This is a genomic window from Limosilactobacillus gorillae (genome assembly GCF_001293735.1).
GTDB lineage: Bacteria > Bacillota > Bacilli > Lactobacillales > Lactobacillaceae > Limosilactobacillus > Limosilactobacillus gorillae.
The window spans coordinates 1-14,600 of the sequence record NZ_BCAH01000022.1 but is presented as its reverse complement, the minus strand read 5'-3'; the positions used below and the strand labels follow the sequence as shown (position 1 = coordinate 14,600).

12 protein-coding genes, 1 pseudogene and 1 CRISPR repeat array are annotated in these 14,600 nt (G+C 48.1%); of the genes and pseudogenes, 11 read left to right on the top strand and 2 right to left on the bottom strand.

What is annotated here, in order from left to right; all coding sequences use genetic code 11:
* Positions 1–46 precede the first annotated feature (46 nt).
* The 5 genes from cas1 (at position 47) to AOQ57_RS08295 (ending at position 6,181) form a co-directional block, all read left to right on the top strand.
* Positions 47–952 (top strand): type II CRISPR-associated endonuclease Cas1, encoded by a 906-nt coding sequence (gene cas1 / locus AOQ57_RS03925; RefSeq protein ID WP_093625413.1) that lies wholly within the window; start codon positions 47–49, stop codon positions 950–952.
* Positions 930–1,235 carry a CRISPR-associated endonuclease Cas2 gene (gene cas2 / locus AOQ57_RS03920; protein ID WP_093625411.1) on the top strand — a complete coding sequence of 102 codons (306 nt, stop codon included), beginning with the start codon at positions 930–932 and terminating at the stop codon, positions 1,233–1,235. The genes cas1 and cas2 overlap by 23 nt, the downstream gene beginning before the upstream one ends.
* Positions 1,232–1,903: a type II-A CRISPR-associated protein Csn2 gene (gene csn2, locus AOQ57_RS03915; protein ID WP_093625409.1), complete on the top strand. Its 672-nt coding sequence runs from the start codon at positions 1,232–1,234 to the stop codon at positions 1,901–1,903. The genes cas2 and csn2 overlap by 4 nt, the downstream gene beginning before the upstream one ends.
* A 28-nt stretch (positions 1,904–1,931) precedes the next feature.
* Positions 1,932–3,155: a CRISPR direct-repeat array (repeat unit 36 nt; unit sequence GTCTTGGATGAGTGTCAGATCAGTAGTTCCGAATAC).
* A 206-nt stretch (positions 3,156–3,361) separates the two neighbouring features.
* Positions 3,362–4,993 (top strand): hypothetical protein, encoded by a 1,632-nt coding sequence (locus AOQ57_RS03910; protein ID WP_093625407.1) that lies wholly within the window; start codon positions 3,362–3,364, stop codon positions 4,991–4,993.
* A 9-nt stretch (positions 4,994–5,002) separates the two neighbouring features.
* Positions 5,003–6,181: a putative hexosyltransferase gene (locus AOQ57_RS08295; RefSeq protein ID WP_235789000.1), complete on the top strand. Its 1,179-nt coding sequence runs from the start codon at positions 5,003–5,005 to the stop codon at positions 6,179–6,181.
* Positions 6,182–6,403: 222 nt separating this feature from the next.
* Here AOQ57_RS08295 and AOQ57_RS03900 read toward each other — a convergent pair whose 3' ends face one another.
* Entirely contained in the window at positions 6,404–7,357 is a 954-nt protein-coding gene (locus tag AOQ57_RS03900; protein WP_093625405.1) for an L-lactate dehydrogenase, read from the bottom strand.
* Positions 7,358–7,884: 527 nt separating this feature from the next.
* Between AOQ57_RS03900 and AOQ57_RS03890 the strand changes: the two genes are divergently transcribed.
* The 6 genes from AOQ57_RS03890 to dtd all read left to right on the top strand — a co-directional run bounded on the left by AOQ57_RS03890 (position 7,885) and on the right by dtd (position 13,061).
* Positions 7,885–8,184 carry a hypothetical protein gene (locus tag AOQ57_RS03890; RefSeq protein ID WP_174498188.1) on the top strand — a complete coding sequence of 100 codons (300 nt, stop codon included), beginning with the start codon at positions 7,885–7,887 and terminating at the stop codon, positions 8,182–8,184.
* Positions 8,185–8,248: 64 nt separating this feature from the next.
* On the top strand, positions 8,249–9,211 hold the full coding sequence (gene prmA, locus AOQ57_RS03885; protein WP_093625397.1) for a 50S ribosomal protein L11 methyltransferase: 963 nt from the start codon (positions 8,249–8,251) through the stop codon (positions 9,209–9,211).
* Positions 9,211–9,960: a 16S rRNA (uracil(1498)-N(3))-methyltransferase gene (locus tag AOQ57_RS03880; protein WP_093625395.1), complete on the top strand. Its 750-nt coding sequence runs from the start codon at positions 9,211–9,213 to the stop codon at positions 9,958–9,960. The genes prmA and AOQ57_RS03880 overlap by 1 nt, the downstream gene beginning before the upstream one ends.
* Positions 9,961–10,022: 62 nt before the next feature.
* Positions 10,023–10,364, top strand: a complete 342-nt coding sequence (locus AOQ57_RS03875; RefSeq protein ID WP_093625393.1) for a hypothetical protein — start codon at positions 10,023–10,025, stop codon at positions 10,362–10,364.
* A 14-nt stretch (positions 10,365–10,378) separates the two neighbouring features.
* Positions 10,379–12,613: a RelA/SpoT family protein gene (locus AOQ57_RS03870; RefSeq protein ID WP_093625391.1), complete on the top strand. Its 2,235-nt coding sequence runs from the start codon at positions 10,379–10,381 to the stop codon at positions 12,611–12,613.
* 10 nt (positions 12,614–12,623) lie between these two features.
* Positions 12,624–13,061 carry a D-aminoacyl-tRNA deacylase gene (gene dtd / locus AOQ57_RS03865; RefSeq protein WP_093625389.1) on the top strand — a complete coding sequence of 146 codons (438 nt, stop codon included), beginning with the start codon at positions 12,624–12,626 and terminating at the stop codon, positions 13,059–13,061.
* A 111-nt stretch (positions 13,062–13,172) separates the two neighbouring features.
* Here the strand turns inward: dtd and AOQ57_RS03860 are convergent.
* Positions 13,173–14,590 (bottom strand): annotated as a pseudogene (locus tag AOQ57_RS03860) (amino acid permease).
* Positions 14,591–14,600 lie beyond the last annotated feature (10 nt).

The window sequence follows — 14,600 nt, the reverse complement described above, 5'->3', positions numbered from 1 at the left end:
AATTATATGGAATTTAAATCTATTTGGCAAGGAGGAGTTTTGAAAAATGGGATGGCGTTCGGTAGTTATCACCCAGCACGCAAAGATTTCACATTCAGCACACATGATGGTTGTTCAGACAAATGATGGGATTAATGAAATTCCGTTGGATGATGTTAGTAAGGTTTTAGTTGAAACAACGCAAGCAATGATGTCATCTGACTTCATGAGTGCTTGTTTACGGCGTAACATTAAAGTTATTTTTATCGATCGTCAGCACCAACCGGTGGGGGAAACGGTTGGTTATCAGCCGGCAGCAAGAGATTATGAATTGTTGGAACGACAGTTCATGTGGTCGCCGGAGCGAAGGAATCACCTTTGGACTAAGATCGCACATGCAAAGATTCAGGGACAAATTGCGGTGGCCAAGTATAATGGCTGTCCAGTTAAGGAGCTAGAAGATGAGTTAGAACTACTTGAAGTCAACGATGTTACAAACCGTGAGGCGGTAGTAGCTCGAAAATATTTTCCAATGCTTTTTGGGGACGATTTCAGTCGTAAGCAAGACAATCATTATAATGCGGCACTGAATTACGGTTATTCGATCTTGCTTTCTGAAACGAACCAGTCAATTACTGAGAATGGATACTTGATGGAGTTAGGGATCCATCATCAAAACCGCGGAAATCGGTTTAATTTAGGGTCAGATTTAATGGAACCATTTCGGCCAGTGATTGATTATTGGGTAAGGGGACAAACATTTAATGAATTTACCTCATATGTAAGATGGGGGCTAGTGGATGCAATGCACCTGGAGATCGAGTATAACGGCGTCTCTATGTTAACAGAAAATGCAATTCATCAATATGTGCGGGAGTGTCTTGCTTACCTCAGCGGGGAGCAAGACGAGATTGAAATCAAGGTGGGGATAAAAAATGAGGTACCGAATAATGCGCTTGATGGTCATGTTTGATTTACCAACCGAAACAAGTAAGCAACGAAAGCAGTATCGACAATTCCGAAAAAAGCTAATCAATGAAGGGTTTATCATGATTCAGTACTCCGTGTATGTCCGAGTGTGTACCACTAAAAGTGCGGCGGAATTTTTAGAAAAACGAATTAAAGATTTTCTACCTGATGAAGGAATTATTCAGTCTCTAGTGTTAACTGAAAAGCAATATAGTGATATGCACTTTTTACGTGGAAAGATGATTGAAGAAGTTCGGAATTCATCCAAAAGGACGGTGATTCTATGAAGTTACAATATCATGGTCACGATGCAATTGAGCTTTCTGGGGGAAAGGTAACAATTCTTCAAATTGAAAATCCGGGTGTTAATACTGACTTCATTCAGGGGATGCAGGGCCGCAATGACAGTATTCGATTACTTGATGATGATTACCAAGAGCTGAATATGAGCAGATGTGTTAAATGGGAAGGAGACCTAATCTTAAACCCGGAAAAGCTTGGAAGTTATCAAACAGCGTTAGATAAGCGAATTGTGCAAGAATTAAGTGTTACACAGCGGGAAGCGATGAATGAATTAGCACGGCAGGTCTTTTCAGAAATTCAAGAGTCGCTGTTTGAATTTGATCTCCCCTTAGAAGTAAGGTATGACGAAAATTTACAGCGGTTATACAAATATTCTAGAATTCAATATTTACCTCAGGCAATAAATAAACCGTATGGTATAATGGAAACAGATTTTAAATTACATCTCGAATTAAATGACTGTCAGGTTCTTGGGTATTGTAATGTCGCTAATTATCTATTACCCGAGCAAATACAAGAATTCGCTACTCTTGTTCAGGATACCAATGTGGCAGTTTTATTAGTAGAATTCTCAGAAAAGCGAGAAACACTACAGCAACTCAAACAAGAAATTTACCGAATTGATCGGGACTTTGATGATTGGCATAATTAGGTCGTTAGTTTTTGATTAGAAAACAGCGGTCTTGGATGAGTGTCAGATCAGTAGTTCCGAATACATCCATTACCTAAGCTCACACCTGACTGTGGTCTTGGATGAGTGTCAGATCAGTAGTTCCGAATACCACGACGCCTTACGCTAAGGCACAGTTTTAGTCTTGGATGAGTGTCAGATCAGTAGTTCCGAATACCGACGTGAACGCCATCAAGACGACCGGCGGGTCTTGGATGAGTGTCAGATCAGTAGTTCCGAATACCGATCACTTCTCGTGATTGGTACTTCAACTGTCTTGGATGAGTGTCAGATCAGTAGTTCCGAATACCAACGCAAGAAGTCATGGATCGTCTTAATGGTCTTGGATGAGTGTCAGATCAGTAGTTCCGAATACAATTTACGCAGGATAGCCAAGCCGTAACGAGTCTTGGATGAGTGTCAGATCAGTAGTTCCGAATACCGAGTTCACCCAAGATGAAATGTTCGAACTGTCTTGGATGAGTGTCAGATCAGTAGTTCCGAATACCGCGGGCTTACAGGTCCGTCACGTGCGGCTGTCTTGGATGAGTGTCAGATCAGTAGTTCCGAATACCTTTGAGATGCAAATCATTACGATTTTTAAGTCTTGGATGAGTGTCAGATCAGTAGTTCCGAATACTTGACATGGGTGTGCTGTCTGGCAACTATGGTCTTGGATGAGTGTCAGATCAGTAGTTCCGAATACCGCAACCCTTACCAATAACCGCAAGAAGTAGTCTTGGATGAGTGTCAGATCAGTAGTTCCGAATACTGATGTCGCCGACACGCCCCACGTGATAAAGTCTTGGATGAGTGTCAGATCAGTAGTTCCGAATACTCACGACCCCGGTTTTAAGCTTGCTAAGCAGTCTTGGATGAGTGTCAGATCAGTAGTTCCGAATACACTGATATTACCGTTGAGTTCTCAAGCATTGTCTTGGATGAGTGTCAGATCAGTAGTTCCGAATACTGATACTACCGTTATTATTGCTAACGATAAGTCTTGGATGAGTGTCAGATCAGTAGTTCCGAATACAACCAAGAAAACAAAGTTCTGGTATCTGACGTCTTGGATGAGTGTCAGATCAGTAGTTCCGAATACGCTACTTGGTAAGCATGGTTTGCTATGGCGGTCTTGGATGAGTGTCAGATCAGTAGTTCCGAATACCACTTGCTTTCTGCCCGCATTAGCTTACAAGTCTTGGATGAGTGTCAGATCAGTAGTTTTGAAGTTCATAAAAAAATCAATTTCCTTAAGAGACCAATTAAAATCACCCCTGTTTAGCATCTTTCATGCTAGGCGGGGGTGAGTACTTTTCAAGAAGGTGAAGACTTTTTAAAGCTTTTAAAGGGCGCTTAACTAACCAATAAAGAAAGTGATAGATTGAATAAAAAAGTGGCGCCGGGTTCGTGATGACCCGGCGGAAGGGATTCCTATCAATGCTCACTGCAACAATCATGCTTTTGCTGGTGGATGCTATCGCTCTAATTGCCTTTACCAAGGCCCCAGCCTTTCAAAACCGCCCCCGGTGGTTTAAAATCACCCTGTTTTTACTTATCTTAATTGCCACCGTTGCCCGGCTGTATAAGTACAATTCAGCAATGGGAATTGATTACGATGAGGCAATGGGTGGGATTAACGCCTGGTCACTGGCTAAGTGGGGGATTGATTACTTTACCTTGGCGCCACATCCGGTCTATCTCTACGCCTGGGGGTCAGGTATGAACCTGCTTTACCCCTTGATCGTAAGCCCCTTAGTTAAATTTTGGGGGCTTTCGATCACCGTTTACCGCTTCCCGATGATTTTAATTGGGGTTGTCAGCCTATTGTGTTTAACGGCAGCGATGCTAAAGGCCCGCTGGTCAAACTGGCGGTTGCTCCTGGTATTGGCCGCGCTAGCCCTTAGTCCAGGAATGGTCAACACCAGCCGCTGGGCAGTCGAAAGTAATCTCTTCCCAGCGTTAATGACCTTAGTGATGGCAGTCCTTTTGCTGTGGACGACTACCCGCCAGGCGCGTTATTTTTATTTGGTCAACATCCTCCTGGTGTTAGGGGCCTATACTTACGCTAATAACTGGCTCTTTTTAGCCACCTTTATCCTTGGTTTTTGGTTGATTGGCTGGCGCCGTCATTTAGCCTCCTTGAGGCAACTAGGGCTTGCCTGCATACTTGACCTTGCCTTAGCATGGCCACTGGCCCTCTTTTTGTGGGTCAACTATGTAAGCCATCATCAGATCCGGGTTCTGGGCTTAACCATCACTCACCTGGTGGCCTCACGGGGCGGCTCTCAATTTGTGATTGGTCACGGCCACGGGATCGGCGCCGTGATCAAGAACCTGGGTCAAACGGCGGCCTTACTGGTTACTGGCTCAGATGGCTACCTAAAAAACGGTCTGCCGGGGATTGGGATTATAACACCCGTGCTGGTCCTTGCTGCGATCGTTGGGGCGTTATATTTAATCAAACAGCACCCCAGAAGTGATTTTGATAGTTTGATGCTAATGATGTTGGGAGCCAATCTGCCGACCGTTCTCTTGATTGCCCCCAACAATACTCACCTGAACGCCTTACTGGTCCCGGCTCTGTACTTGGCCGCGACCGTCTTTACCATTCGCCCAGGAGCCAAGTGGCCAGTGGTGGGGCTAGCCATTTTCGGTCTAACGTTTGGTGTTTGGGCATCACTTTACTTCGGGACGTATCATCGGGCGTTAGAAGCAGGGCAAAGTGAAACCCCGCTGGAGTTGCAGACATTGCTAACCAGAGCCCGGGCGACGGGGGAGCCAATTTATTTGGTTACCAATAATCATTCGGCCGGCTCGGTCTACACGGTGGCCCTCTTCAACCACCCGGTAAAACCGGTAACCTTTCAAAAACAGGCCGTCAAGGCTGGGGGCGGGGAGTTCATCCACTACTACCGCTACGGGCGCTACCACTTTAGTGCTCAGTTACCGGATCACTTGCCCGACCATGCCGTTCTGATTGTCCGCCGGGGAAGTAACGTGCAACGGGCTCTTTCTGAAGGCTACCACGTTACTTTTGGCGGTCGCTATTATCAATACCTAACCAAGTGAGGGATCGTCATGGATCAATTCAAATCAACCCGGTTAACCCGGGGCCAAATAATTAGCTTAATTGGTATTACTATTGGCTTGGTCGGGGTCCGGCTGCTCTGGTTTAATGTTCAGTCTAATGACTACCTAATTTACCTGCAGGACTGGGCTACTAAGATTAAGGAATTAGGGGGATTGGCTGCCTTACATCAGCAGGTCGGCAACTACGGTGTTCCATACCAGTTTTTAATCGCCCTATTTTCCTACTTGCCAATCAAGTCTCTGTATCTCTATAAGGCTCTATCAGTCTTTTTCGATCTTATCGTGGCTACTTATAGCGCTAAGTTGGTTACCAGGGTTAACCCCAAGATTAACTTTGTTCTCCCATACACGCTGGTCCTGGCCCTGCCAACCGTGGTCTTGGACTCCAGTGCCTGGGGTCAGGCTGATTCAATCTATGTGGCCTGGCTTCTGATTGCCCTGTGGTACTTACTTAACCATAACAACGTAAGGGCGATGCTTTTTTACGGCATCGCCCTGGCCTTTAAGCTGCAGGCAATCTTGCTATTACCGTTCTTTGCTTTTGTTTACTGGATCCGTCGTGATCTCCGTCATTGGGCTCAGTTTGGTTGGGCAGCCGTCAGTTTGTACGCCATGAACCTACCTGGCTTCCTGGCTGGACGTAGCTTCTTGACCCCGCTTACGGTTTACGCGGCCCAGACAACCACCTATAAGACGTTAGCTCTAAATATTGCCAACTTTCCCAAGCTCATTCAGCTCCTCTGGCCGGGGATAAGCCTTACGTACTACGAATCTATCAAGTGGGGGTTGATCGCTTTAACGGGCCTGATCCTCCTGGTCGGCTTCAGCTTTTTGAAACGCGTGGACCTGACGCCCAAGTGTTTCTTGCTGGTGGCAACCTGGAGCTTTTGGACTTGCGTCATGTTTTTACCCTCGATGCACGATCGTTACACCTACTTAGTAATGGTTTTGCTAGCTATGTTAGCCTGCTTAGACCGTCGGTTAGTGGGGGTGGCCGTAGTGGCGGTAGTCATCAGTACCATTGTGTATATACGCTACCTCCTGCAAATCGATAGTGTAATTAATCTCTTACCACTGACAATCATTCAGCTGGTTAGCTACGGGGGATTGTCAGTGATCACCTTTAGAGATTGTCGGTCAGCTTATCCAGGCAGACTCAATCTTTAAGGCACTTTGCAAATATTGATAGGGGCTTTAGGCGGCAACCGGTGTATGAAGATTACCCGGGTGCCGTTTTTGTACCTTAGTAGTCAAAAAAGTCCCGTCAACAAATTACCATAGTGGTAGTTCGTTAACAGGATTTGGTAGTTAGTAAAAAAATAACGCCCTGACTTTCCGCGTAGAGAGTCGGGGCGTTACACTTTTAATTATGAATCACAAGGGGAGTGATTAGCCTTGCAGCTTAGCCATTCCATTCTTGGCGATTTCTTCCAAGGTCTTGGCAGAATCAGCCATGGCCTTTGCTTCGCGTTCATCCAGCGGAACTTCGAGGACTTCGGCGATCCCGTTGGCGTTAACAACGGCTGGCGTACCAATGTAGATATCCTTCAAACCGTATTCACCACTCATTGGGGCACCTACCGGGAGGACTGCGTTTTCGTCACGTAGGATTGCACGGGAAATCCGCATCAGGGCAGTTGCAACCCCGTAGAAGGTTGCTCCCTTGGAGTTAATGATGGTGTAAGCCTTGTTACGAACATCATCTTCCAATTGGTAAAGTTCTTCCTTGGAAATTCCCTTGGCTTCTGCCAGGTCGTACAGTGGCAAACCACCGATCGTTGCGGAAGAGAAGGCGGCGAATTCAGTATCACCGTGTTCAGCCATCATGTTGGCGTTAACGTCAAGTGGGCTGACGTTAAACTTCTTGGAAAGGGCAACCCGCAGACGAGCAGAGTCCAAAGAAGTACCGGAACCAACCACCTTGTTGCGTGGGAAACCAGAGAACTTTTGGACAGCATAAGTCAGGATGTCGACTGGGTTAGCAGCAACTAAGAAGATTCCTTGGAAACCAGCCTTAACAACTGGTTCAACAACGGACTTGATGATCTTCAAGTTCTTGTCAACTAAGTCAAGACGGGTTTCACCCGGCTTTTGTGGGGCACCGGCCGTGATAACAACCAGGTCAGCGTCCTTGCAAGTGTCGTAATCGGCACCGTAAACCAGCTTCGGGGCAGTAAAGGCAGTCGCATCTTCAAGGTCAAGCGCGTCCCCTTCAGTCCGTTTCTTGTTTAGGTCAATAATGGCAAATTCTTGGGCCAGACCTTGTTGAACCATGGAGAAGGCGTAGCTAGAACCAACGGCTCCGTCACCAACTAAAACAACTTTTTGATGAGTTTTAGACACAGTAATACACTCCTTAAAAAATCTCTTAACCACTTAAATGTTATTAAGTCAATAGTAATTATAGCATGTTTGCTCAGTAAATGGTTAATTTGTGAAAATTCTTCCTGCAAAAATCAAGAAGATTAGAATAATTCCGGGAATGACAAGGACTTTCACGGTGAAAACAATCAGTGCAATAGTGATCAAAACTCCTAGTAACCAAAAGGATAGCTTGAAAAGCTTCCACATGATCCACAAGAAAAGTAGTAATAAAATTAGGCCCATTCAGGCTCCTCCTTTTCGTTTATTGGTATCTAAATTATAGCATGGTACCGGTTGAGAGGACGGGTGAGACGACTTTGTTAGGGAAGAATTAATCTTCAAAGTTGGGACGGGTCTCCGAATCCTTTTAGATTGCTTAATCCTGGTCAGAGACCTTTGGCAAGCGGGGCGCCGTGTGTTAAAATAGATCCATTAAAGACGAAAGAACCCACGACGGGTCCGATGATAAGGAGGTGATTACCATGCTAAATCGAACAAAGCAATTCATGCGCGAACATGATCTTACTTATAAGAAGGAGTATATCCGGCCGATGATGACTCCGGAACACGTTTACGTATTTCGCTTCGGCAAGCACCGGCTGAACAATCGGGTAATCATTCGCTACTCCCACACCTGGACGGGACGGGTTAAGATTAACGAAATTGATGTCCGGATGCACCACCAACGCCATCCCCGGATCTTCAAGACCGAAGATGATATGGTGGAATACTTGGCCCACCACTTGGAAAAGCGTCAAGCCAAAGAAAACGCTGCCCGGCTTCACACCGAGCAAAAGGATGAATAAAACAATGGGCGTCCGCGGGGGCGCCTTTTGCTTTCCCATTGTTTTTTTAAGGAGGAATTAAGAAATGAATTGGACAGCCATTGTGGTTGAAACCAGCACTGAGGCCGTTGATGCGGTTTCCTACATCCTAACTGATACCGGGGCGACTGGGGTTAAAATCGATGATGCCGCTGATTTTGAAAAGCTCAAACCTGGTAAGTACGGTCCCTACGGTGAAATAGTTAATCCAGCCACCTTGCCTCACCGTGAAGTTGGGGCCGCCGTGACTGGTTACTACCCGCCAACGGTTTTTGTTCCCGAAAAGATTGAAGACATCCGCCAACGGGTGACTAAGTTAGCTGATTTTGGCCTTAATCCAGCTCCGGCAAGGGTAACGGCTGAAGAGATTGACAACCAGGACTGGGCAACGGCCTGGCAGAAGTACTACCACCCGGTCCGTGTAACCCGGGAGCTGACGATCGTGCCACAGTGGGAGGAATACACGCCGACCACAACGGACGAAAAACTACTGGTCTTAGACCCTGGGATGGCCTTTGGGACCGGAACGCACCCAACTACCCAGTTGATGCTTCAGGCCCTAACGATGGCCCTGCGTGGCGGGGAATCAATGATTGACGTTGGAACCGGCTCTGGAGTTTTGTCAATTGCAGCCAAGCAATTAGGGGCCGGTGAGGTCTGGGCTTACGATATTGATGACATAGCGGTTAAGTCAGCTGAAAAGAACCTGGCCCTAAACCCAATTGCCAAGGATGTTCATACCGGCGTTAACTCACTGTTGGACGGTATTCACACTCAGGTTGACCTAGTGGTGGCTAATATCTTAGCCGAAATTATTTTGCCACTGGTACCCCAGGCCTTTGAAAACCTTAAGCCGGGCGGTAAGTTCTTAACCTCTGGGATCATTAACACCAAGTTTGAAACGGTTAAAGAGGCAATTCAAAACCAAGGCTTCTTGATCGACGAGACGATGCGAATCAAGGATTGGTACGGTATCATTGCTCATAAGCCATCCCAGGAGGAAGAATAATGCAGCGCTACTTTATTAACCACCCCTTGCCAGCTCACCGGCGTTTAAAACTCCCTGCTGACGTTGCCCACCATCTGATCACGGTGATGCGAGCTACGGCAGGCACCCAGGTTGAGCTGGTCTTGAGTGATCATCACGCCTACCTGGCGACCCTGCTGGACCCGACTACTGCCGAGGTTAAGATTGATCAGGGCCTCGGTACCGATAGCGAGCTACCAATTGAAGTTACCCTGGCTTGTGGCCTGCCTAAGACCAAGGAGAAGCCAGAGCTAATCGTTCAAAAGGCCACTGAAATGGGGGCAAGTCGGATTGTTTTCTTTGAAAGCGCCCGGTCAGTCAGCCATTGGAATGACCAGCGCCAGGCTAAGAAGATCGAGCGGCTGCAAAAAATTGCGGCTGCCGCGGCCGAGCAGTCACACCGTAACCGAATTCCTGAAGTTCACTACGTCAAAAACTTGGCGGGGTTGTTAACTGATTTTCGGAGTGACCAACAAATTGTAGCCTGGGAAGAATCGGCCAAACAAGGTGAACAATCAGCTTTGGCCGCTGTCTTTAATCGCCTTAAGAAGGGCCAGAGTTTATTGGCCATCTTTGGGCCTGAGGGAGGCCTGACCGAAAACGAGGTTGCCCGACTGACCGAAGGGGACGTAGTGGCCTGCGGCTTGGGGCCACGGATTTTGCGGACCGAAACGGCGCCACTTTATTTGATGGCCGCCGTTTCATATAATTTTGAATTAGCCGAACATTAGCCGCCGATTAACCAGACGGTTTGTGCTAAAATAGTACTACTTAGCAATCAATCGAATAAGGGATGAAGAGTTTGAAGAGTTTATGGCAACGGGCCGACCGTCGTTTGTGGGTCCTAAGTATCTTAGTTGGGTTTGGCTTAACTTGGTTAGTTAACGTTTTACCGTTCATCGATAAGGTGGCACGGTTTGTAATTTTTTACCTGGTGATTTATGGGGCTTTTGCTATCTGGACGGGATTAGCCTTAACGAAGGAGCCCCGTTGCTGGCGGGCCTTTATCTTTCCAGTTAGCTTCTTAGTGGCCGCCTATCTCTTTGGGCCAAGGTACAGTTTGTATTTTGCACCTGCCTACCTTGCCATCGCTTACCTAGCTTGGTCAATGGCTAGAACCAAGAAGAATAATTGATTGGAGGTGTCTTGATGTCGCAAATAAAGGAATTAACTCACACCGATGTGAAAAAAATGGTTTCCAAGTACATGAACGAAGAGCATGTCGACTTGGTGGAACGGGCCTATTACTTTGCTGAAGTTGCCCATCAGGGACAGGTACGTAAGTCAGGGGAACCATACATCATCCATCCGATCCAGGTAGCCGGGATCTTGGCCGAGCTACGAATGGATCCGGAAACTGTTTGTGCCGGCTATTTACACGACTTGGTGGAGGATACCGGCGCCACGTTAAGTGACATCAAGGAACTATTTGGGCCCACAATTGCGATGATCGTTGATGGTGATACCAAAATCTCCAAGATTCACTATAAGTCCAACAAGGAACAGATGGCCGAAAATCACCGTAAGCTCCTGTTGGCGATGAGCAAGGACATTCGGGTGATGATCGTCAAGTTGGCTGACCGTCTACATAACATGCGGACCTTAAGACATCTCCGCCCTGACAAGCAGCGGCGGATCTCCAACGAAACCCTTGAAATTTACGCTCCGATTGCTGACCGGCTAGGGATTTCCACCATTAAGTGGGAATTAGAGGACCTCTCTCTTCGTTACTTGAACCCTCAGCAGTACTACCGGATCGTTCATTTGATGAATTCCCGGCGTGACCAACGGATTAACTACATTAACGCCGCTATTACGGTGGTTAAAAAGGCGATTCAAGACCTTGACTTGGGACCAGACGTTGAGATCTACGGACGTCCTAAGCATATCTATTCGATTTACCGTAAGATGGTTACCCAGCACAAGCAGTTCTCGCAGATTTATGACCTGCTGGCAATTCGGGTGGTGGTTGATTCAATCAAGGATTGTTACGCTGTTTTAGGGGCGATCCACACCTCATGGACCCCGATGCCAGGCCGTTTTAAAGACTACATTGCCATGCCAAAGGCGAACGGTTACCAATCCTTGCACACGACCGTGATTGGCCCCGAGGGTCGGCCGCTGGAAATCCAAATTCGGACCCACCAAATGCACGAAGTTGCCGAGTATGGGGTTGCCGCTCACTGGGCATATAAGGAGGGGAAGACCAACGGGGTCGACCAGGCCAGTCTTGATTCCAAGAAACTCAACGTGGTTAAGGAAATCCTCGAACTGCGTAGTGAGTCCGACGGGACCGATGAGTTCATGCAGGGAATTCAGTCCGATGTCTTTGCTGACAAGGTTTACGCCTTTACGCCAAAGGGCGACGCTATTGAAATGCCAAAGGGCGCCGGTCCGTTAGATATGGCCTACCAAATCCATACCGAGGTTGGAAACCATACTACCGGGGCGAAGGTCAACGGCCGGATCGTGCCACTCAATTACGAGATTAAAAACGGTGACATTGTCGACATTCTAACGTCATCTTCTTCGGCCGGTCCAAGCCGGGATTGGTTGGACCTGGTCTCCACCCGGCGGGCCCGGAACAAGATCCGCCAGTTCTTCCGGACTCACGACCGGGAGGAAAATATTGTTGACGGGCGCCATAGTCTGGAACAAATGCTCCGGGATGCTGGTTACGATCCGGCTCCGCTGATGACCAGCGACAAAGAGGAGGCCGTGGCGCAAAAGCTTCATTACAAGACCGCCGATGATATGTATGCGGCCCTGGGCTTCGGTGACCTGACCCCGATTGGACTCCGGAATCGTTTCACTGAAGATATCCGTAAGCACAAGGAAGAGGAGAAGCAAAACGCCGCTCAAAAAGCGCTCTTGGAAGAGCACAAGACCTTGGAACAGGAACCGCCAACTCGGCAGAAGGTTGCTAAGTCTTCCGAAGGTGTGGTCGTTGAAGGGGTCGATAACCTCTTGACCCGGCTGTCACACTGCTGCTCACCGGTACCAGGCGACGCCATCGTCGGCTACATTACTAAGGGACGCGGGATCTCGGTTCACCGGATTGACTGCCCGAACATCAAGGCCGCCGAAAAGAGTGGCCAGCGGGTGGTTAGTGTTTATTGGGCTAATCCATCCGGCGATAAGACTAATTACAACACTGACATTGAGGTTGAAGGTTACAATCGTAACGGTTTGCTCAATGACATCATTCGGGCGATTAATAATAATACTCGCTATCTGACGTCGTTAAATGGGAAGGTTGATCACGATAAGATGGCCGTTATCTCGGCAACTGTTGGGGTACGCAACTTTCAACACCTTCAGCTGATCATGGATTCGCTAAAGAACCTGCCGGATGTGTACGTAGTCAAGCGAGTCATTCACTAGGAGGATTTTTATGCGGGTAGTATTGCAACGGGTCAAATCGGCTAGTGTCACCATTGCTCAAGAAGTTGTCGGTCAAATAGACCGGGGCTTCCTGCTTTTAGTGGGCTTTGGTCCAGATGATACCGATGAAACGCTGGATTACATGGTCCACAAGATCACCAATTTACGGGTCTTCGAAAGTGAACCGGGTAAGATGAACCTGGGTCTAAAAGATATCAACGGCTCGATCCTGTCGGTTTCCCAATTTACTCTGTACGCCGACGTCAAACATGGCAACCGGCCAGGTTTTTCTCAGGCCGCGAAACCGTCTTTGGCCAAGCCACTTTACCAGTGCTTTAACGAAAAGCTAGCCGCTACTGGGATCCCGGTAGCCACTGGTGAGTTTGGTGCTGATATGCAGGTGGCTCTGGTCAACGATGGGCCAGTCACAATTTTATATGAAAAATAAAACCGAAATTTTTGAAAAATAGCCCTGAGTAGTTTCCTACCCAGGGCTATTTTGTAAGGTCGGCAGTCTCGCCATGATCCCGTTTATCACTTTGGTTTATTAGCGACGATTTTACCTGTTTGATTTGGTTGACGGTGGCAGCGCCCTGCCGTGTTTGACATAGCGGGCCAGGTAGTAACTACCGTAGCAAAGGGCCACGAAGGGAACCGTCCAGTAGAGGGCAACGCGCTGGGCCGGATCAAACCAGATTAACAGGCACGAGGCCAGGCTGGCTAGGAAGGCGAACCAGGGCACCGCCGGGTACCAGGGGGTCTTGTATTTAAGCTCACTTACCGAAGACCTGCTGCTAGGAAATGCTTGCGGAAGTTAAGTTGGCAAATGGCAATGGCCATCCAGACGATTACCACTGCCAAGCCGGAGATAGAGACCAGGACCAAGTAGATCGAGCCGGCCGCATAAATGCTGGATAGTAAGGATAAAATACCACCTAGCATGCTAAAACTAACGGCGAGAACCGGGGTCCCATGGCTATTGGTTTTGGAAAAGATACGCGGGATGGTTCCTTCGTTGCCTAAAGACCACAACATACGCGTTGAGGCGTATAAGCCGGAATTGGCGGCTGATACGATCGCGGTCAAGACAACAAAATTCATGATATCAGCGGCATAGGGAATCCCCATCATTTGGAAAACGTGGACAAAGGGGCTTTGGTCAACCCCGGCTTGTTTGTAGGGAATTAAGGCGGCCATTACGATCATGGAGCCAATGAAGAAGAGGACCAGGCGCCAAAGGGTGGTATGAATCGCTTTAGGCAGGGTGCGTTCCGGATCCTTGGCCTCTCCGGCCGTGATCCCGATCAGTTCGGTACCTGAGAAGGCGAAGTTGACCGTCAGCATCGTTGTGAAGACCCCACCGATCCCAGTCGAGAAGAGACCGTCCTTAGTTAGGTTGGTTAATCCTGGAGCATGATTGTAGCCCTTCACCGGAATTAAGCCAACGATTGCCAGGGCCCCCAAGAGGATGAAAGAGACGATGGCAAAGACCTTAACGGCCGCAAACCAAAACTCGCTTTCGGCAAAAATACGGACGGTGAAGACATTGGATAGGTAGATTAATATCATCAGAGCTAAACTCCAGTACCAAGTCGGTACGTGGGGGAACCATTCCTTCATGATAATCCCGGCAGCTGTGAACTCCGAGCCCAGTGCAATCGTCCAGGTTAGCCAGTAGAGCAGGGCAACAGTGAAGCCGGTTGCTGGACCGATCAGATTACGGGCATAGACGTGAAAGGAACCGGTGTAGGGCATGGCCACTGATAGCTCACCAAGGCAAAGCATGACGGTATAAACCAGGAGCGCCCCGACGGCGTAAGCGATGATGGTGCCAATCGGGCCAGCCTGGCTGATGGTATAGCCAGAGCTTAAGAACAGTCCGGTTCCAATCACTCCGCCCAGAGAAATCATCTGGATGTGGCGGGCCTCCATTTTACGCTCAAGGTGGTTAACCCGCTTAGTGGGCGCGGTTTTCATTGATATATTA